Source organism: Moorena sp. SIO1G6 (assembly GCF_010672795.1).
In the GTDB taxonomy this organism is placed as follows: Bacteria; Cyanobacteriota; Cyanobacteriia; order Cyanobacteriales; family Coleofasciculaceae; genus Moorena; species Moorena producens.
In genome coordinates this window covers 20196-26074 of record NZ_JAAHFZ010000036.1, presented here as the reverse complement: position 1 = coordinate 26074, position 5879 = coordinate 20196, and the positions used below count along the sequence as shown (strand labels likewise).

Annotated in this window: 4 protein-coding genes and 1 pseudogene; 3 read left to right on the top strand and 2 right to left on the bottom strand. The window is 44.8% G+C overall.

Annotation, left to right across the window (positions count from 1 at the left end; all coding sequences use genetic code 11):
• Window positions 1–74: 74 nt before the first annotated feature.
• Window positions 75–368 carry a DUF2103 domain-containing protein gene (locus F6K63_RS25855; RefSeq protein WP_008186027.1) on the bottom strand — a complete coding sequence of 98 codons (294 nt, stop codon included), beginning with the start codon at window positions 366–368 and terminating at the stop codon, window positions 75–77.
• A gap of 4 nt (window positions 369–372) precedes the next feature.
• Entirely contained in the window at window positions 373–693 is a 321-nt protein-coding gene (clpS, locus tag F6K63_RS25850) for an ATP-dependent Clp protease adapter ClpS (protein WP_071105615.1), read from the bottom strand.
• 352 nt (window positions 694–1045) lie between these two features.
• On the opposite strand from clpS, the gene F6K63_RS25845 reads away from it, so the two are divergent.
• From F6K63_RS25845 to F6K63_RS25835, 3 genes and pseudogenes are all read left to right on the top strand, one after another.
• Entirely contained in the window at window positions 1046–2167 is a 1122-nt protein-coding gene (locus F6K63_RS25845; protein ID WP_287313482.1) for a sensor histidine kinase, read from the top strand.
• 136 nt (window positions 2168–2303) lie between these two features.
• Window positions 2304–3526, top strand: a pseudogene (locus F6K63_RS25840) (RNA-guided endonuclease InsQ/TnpB family protein).
• A 138-nt stretch (window positions 3527–3664) separates the two neighbouring features.
• Window positions 3665–5593 carry a tetratricopeptide repeat protein gene (locus tag F6K63_RS25835; protein ID WP_287313481.1) on the top strand — a complete coding sequence of 643 codons (1929 nt, stop codon included), beginning with the start codon at window positions 3665–3667 and terminating at the stop codon, window positions 5591–5593.
• Window positions 5594–5879 lie beyond the last annotated feature (286 nt).

Here is a 5879-nt window from a genome sequence, read left to right as displayed (position 1 = left end):
GGGTTGATTTCAAGCAATGCCCACCCTACAACTAAATTCTAAATTCTAAATTCTAAATTCTAAATTCTATCTACTTATCGTTTTAGTGATTGAGCGATCGCTTTTTCTAATTCCACTTTACTCAAGTTGGTGAGGATGAACACCTCTTGAAAGCTTTTACCAGACCTAGCAATCACCTTGAATCCCCCACGAATTGGCACTGATACTTTTAACTGTAATTTAGGACAGTGACTTCTTGCCCGCCCAAGGACAGCAGGGGTAATGGTTTGAATACCTGGGTAATCGGTGAGTCGTTGGAGAACTGGAATGAGACCCTGAATGTGGGTAGAGTGATTCCAAACCAGTCTGCCGTCTTTGGGTTGGCTCATAATACTATGTAGCCTCCAAGGGAGCCATGGTTAAGCCAGCACGAGAAAGCTGTTGGTGGTAGAGTTCCGCTTGTTCCTGGGGACCGACCCAAACAATGGCTTGACCTTCGTTGTGAACTTGATGGGTGAGCTCCCAGGCGTGATCATTTGTCATCCCAGGGATATACTTGACCAGACAGTCGTGAACATGCTGAAACGTGTTAAAATCATCGTCTAACACAATTACCTTATATTTGGGATAAGGCTTTCGGGTAACTTGACCAGAGCGTTCAGGAGCTTTGACTGGTGCAGCAAATGTCGCTTTATAAGCTGCTGATATTACCATAGTCGCACATAGGTTACCAGAATAATTTACAAAAAATTATGATCTAACTCAAACCATTCCTTCCAGTTTACAAAAATTTAAACCCGCTGCATAGTGACGGTGAGAAACAAGGAAAATCAAAAATTGGACTAAGCCTTTAATCCCTAAGGGTTTCAACGACCTTGGCCATTGGCAATTTTTGATTTGCCCGTAAAGCCCAATTTGCCATAATGAAGCGAACTCAGGCTGCTGTTTGTGTAAGGGGGAAGTTGCTGAGGGGCTGTGTGCAATGGTTTGCCGACCCACTAATTAGCCCGCTCCCCATACATCAATGACAGGGGTTTCCACTTCTGACTTACCAACAAAAGATTCAATGAATGCTTTACCTCTAACCCGCCCTTCCAAAAAAGATCAGATTTTGGCTGTCGATGATTCCCCTGACAACTTGTTTCTACTGCAGACGCTTTTAGAAGAAGAGGGGTACGAGATGAGTTTGGCCGAGAATGGTCGGGTTGCCCTAGAGCAAATAGAGATATCTCCGCCGGAATTGGTGCTATTGGATGTGATGATGCCAGAAATGGATGGCTTTGAAGTAACCAAGCGCATCCGCTCCAATCCCAAGTTACCGTTTATACCAATTTTGTTGATCACCGCTTATGATCATCCCAGTGTGGTCAAAGGACTGGATATGGGGGCGGATGATTTTATTCGTAAACCAGTAGAAGTAGATGAATTGCTGGCCAGAGTGCGATCGCTTTTGCGCCTCAAACATAGTGTGGATGAACGGGACGAAATTGCTCGGCAACGAGAAGATTTTGTCTCTCGGCTTACCCATGACTTGCGCACCCCTTTAGTAGCAGCAGATCGCATCCTAAACCTGATGCAGCAGGGAGCTTTGGGAGAAATTTCACCCCCAGTCCTGGAAGCCATAGTCACCATGACTCGCAGTAACCACAATTTGCTGAGTATGGTGAATACCTTACTAGAAGTCTATCGCTATGAAGCCGGTCGGAAGTATTTGTCTTTCTCTGCCATTCCTGTGCAACAGGTTATTGAGGAAGTCATCCAAGAACTGTCTGCCCTAGCTCGTGATAAAAAACTGTCTTTGGACTATCAGACCCCGAAGCAGGTTAACTCGATAGTGATGAGCGATCGCTTAGAATTGCACCGATTGTTCACCAATTTGGTAGGAAATGCCATTAAATTCACTGACAATGGTTCTGTGACGGTTCGTCTGAGGAATAGTCCCAACACTAGTGAAGGGCATCAGTCGTGGGTGGTGATTGAGGTGGAAGATACTGGTTTTGGTATATCCCCAGAAGACCAAAAACAGTTGTTTGAACGGTTTCGCCAGGGTAGCCACAAACGCTCAGGTAGTGGTTTAGGACTATATCTTTCCAAACGAATTCTCGAAGCTCATCAAGGAACGATCAAAGTTAAGTCTGAGTTGGGTAAGGGGACTTTGTTTACTGTAACATTGCCGAATCATCCTTAAGAGCAAGGAGACTCCCGTTATACCCGAAGGGTTAGCGGGAGACGGGGCTTATAAAGTGCGGACGCAGGTTCCGCACACAGCCCCTCAGGAATTGTGTCCACTTGACATTTCACACGGAACAGCTTAAAATGTGAGCATGAATGAAAAAGCTTACCGTTACCGTTTTTACCCAACCCCTGAACAGGAGAATCTGTTGAGGAGAACTCTAGGTTGTGTAAGGCTTGTTTACAACAAAGCTTTAGACGCTAGGACGAAAGGATGGTATGAACACCAAAAACGGATCAGCTATAAAGAAACTTCCTCAATGTTGACAGAGTGGAAAAAACAGGATGACTTATTATTTTTAAATGAAGTCAGTTGTGTTCCACTTCAACAGGGATTAAGACACCTTCAAACTGCTTTTACGAACTTCTTTGCGGGTTGCACTAAATATCCAAACTTCAAGAAAAAGCGGAATGGTGGTAGTGCAGAATTCACCAAATCTGCATTTAAATGGAAGGATGGCCAGATCTATTTGGCTAAATGCAAAGAACCTTTGCCTATTCGGTGGAGTCGTCAGTTACCTGCAAACTGCAATCCAAGTACCGTTACAATTAGTTTAGATCCGTCCAATCGTTGGCATATCTCAATCAAGTTTCATGACCATAGAGACTTGAGTTTGCCCCCAACGGATAAACGAGTTGGCTTTGATCTAGGAATTACCAGTCTAATTACAACCAGTGACGGGGATAAAATTGCCAACCCCAAGCATTTCAAAAAGCTAAAGAAAAAACTGGCTAAATACCAAAAAGCTTTGTCGCGAAAACAGAAGGGATCTAACAATCGTAACAAAGCCAGGTTAAAGGTTGCCAGGGTACACGCAAAAATCAAAGACGCTAGAAGAGATTTTACTCACAAGCTAACTACTCAACTGGTCTCAGAAAACCAATTGATTGCGTTTGAGGACTTAGCTGTAAAAAACATGGTCAAAAATCACAAACTAGCTCAGGTAATCAGTGATGCAAATTGGGCAGAAATAATCCGTCAGGTCAAGTACAAGTCAGAGTGGTACAACCGTAAAGCTGTTTCTATTGACAGATGGTTTCCCAGTAGTAAGTTGTGTTCTGTATGCCTCAATCGCGTCGAATCTTTACCTCTAAGCATCCGAGAGTGGGATTGTCCATTGTGTAACACTCACCACGTTCGCGTAGCGTAGCCCTTCGGGCTAATCGCGATATTAACGCATCAATTAATATTTTGGCGGCAGGGCTTGCCGTGTCAGTCTGTGGAGCGACCATAAGACCTGAACAGAGTAAGTCTCGGAAGGCGGGTGCGAAAAACTCCCAAAAAGGGAGAAGGAAGCAGAAACCTAAGTCGTGAGTCTTAGGAATCCCCCGCTATAATCGCCAGATTTAGCGGCGGGAGGATGTCAAGTTGACGGTTAACTAGACTTGCCAGAAGTCTATTCTGATTTTGAGCTATTTTTGAGGAAAGTCGGCACTAATCAGGCAAAAGGTTATGTCTAACGAGATGGGATTGAGCGATCGCTATTTTGAATTAATCGATGACATTGTCAAAACTACCCTGAAGGGGAAGATCCGTTCTAAATCCCAGGTCTATCAGATGTTGGTCAAGGGGGTTACGGTTGGCACTGGGGAAATTTTTGAACGTTGCCTTGATCAGCGCTTCGATATGACTCAGGCAGAAATAGATAATCCTAAAAGTGAATTGAAGCAAGCCAAGGCAATTCGGAAACTCAGGGCGCTTAATACCATTCGTGGTGAATGGGAACAGTGGCAGGAAGAAAACCGAGTTTCTGAAACTATCACTAGCGCTATTCAATCCATTACTACTGCTGAACCGGCTGAGCGCTTTACGGCTTTATTGCGAGTGATTGACCCCAATCAACAACCACCGCTAACTTTACAACAACTGGCGAGCCTGGCTAAACCCCTAAAGCAACAGGCACAAGAAGCCTCTGAATCTGATACTGCTACAGACCTTGGACAACTGGCGGCTGGGATTACGGCGGGTTTGGCATCTTGGCAACGCTTGGAAGATTATCTGGTGAGTTGGATTTATGACCAAAGTCGAGGCTCACTGGGATTTGAAGGCACTCCGGAACAGCGTGGCCCTTGGGGGCTGTGGGGGAAAAAGGTCGATAGCCCGTTACCCCAGTCTTTATTTCAAACTCTAGCGCTAAATCAATCCTTCCATGAATGGGCAGATACTCAACCGAGTCTGGAACTAGAAGCTTGGGTGGAATTGGCTGTGATTCTCCAGTGCTTGCAGCGAGGACTGGTGAATTGGTTCGATAAAATGGTATATGACTCCAAGATGGGAGCAAAGTTATCGATTTCTACCTTTATCGTATTTGCTGTCATTTGGTCTAGGTTAGCTAATGTTTTGAACCAGACAGCAAGTAGTAGCAACGGCAATGCGATGCTCGGTACGAGCCGCTACGCGATCGCAAATGGCTGTTTTCAGGTCTGTCTGCAAATTCTGCGCACCTTTGCCCAACGGGACTACTTCCCCCTCTACGGTGGTGTGTTTGCTAACTTTAGCGGCAACTATCTCCAAGATGCCCTGAATTACCTGGATGAACCCCTGCGGCAAGTAGACCGAACTGAGGAGAAAGCCAGGATTCTAACCTTGTTGGGTTATTCCCTTTGGTCTCAAGGAGCCTATGACCGAGCCAATAACTTCCATCAGCAAGCCTTAGATATTGCCCGTGAGGCTGGGGATCAACTGTGTGAAATTGCTAATTTCAATCATCTCAGTCGGATTTGTGTCGAGGAAGAGAATTATGCTGATGCCATTAACTATAGTCAACGAGCATTAATACTCGCTCGTCAAGCTGGAGACCGGTTAGGGGAAGCTAATGCTTTAGTGAATTTCGGCTACAGTGAAGTGTTTCAAGCACAGGATAGCCAACAAGCAGAACTAGAGGTGTATGAAAGTGCCATTAACTATTTAGAACAAGGTCGATTATTGTTAGAACGATTGGGGGATTCCCCAGCAGGGAGTTATGGGGTTGGGCAAAGTAAAGCCTTGTGTTTCAGTAGTTTGGGAATTGCCCATGTGGTGGTCGAGCAGTATCAAAAAGCGATCGCATTTTTAGAACAAGGCTGGCAAGCCGCCCAATTTTCTGGGGATTTGTACTTACAAGGCGTGAATTTGGCCTACTTAGCCCAAGCTTGCTACAGCCAGCAAGATTGGCAAAAAGTGATTTACACCGCTAGTTTAGGAGCCTATCTATTAGAGCAAATTGGGTCTGAAGATTGGCGCAAACCAGCTGGGTTGTTAAGTATTTTGCAAGGACAAATGGGACAAGAAGGCTTCCAAACCCTTTTGGCACAGCAACGGTCAAAAATTATTGCTGTCATTGGCGTAGATGGCTATGACTATATTCCGGAATTGCTAGCCAAATACTTAGATTCTCTTTAAGCCTGTAGGGTGGGCAAAAACCGTTTCGTTCTTTTGAGTCTTCTAGATAATCTTACTTTGCCCACCCTACTAGTTGTAGTTGTAGGGTGGGCAAAAACCGTTTCGTTCTTTTGAGTCTTCTAGATAATCTTACTTTGCCCACCCTACTAGTTGTAGTTCTAGGGTGGGCAAAAACCGTTTCGTTCTTTTGAGTCTTCTAGATAATCTTACTTTGCCCACCCTACTAGTTGTAGTTGTAGGGTGGGCAAAAACCGTTTCGTTCTTTTGAGTCTTCTAGATAATCTTA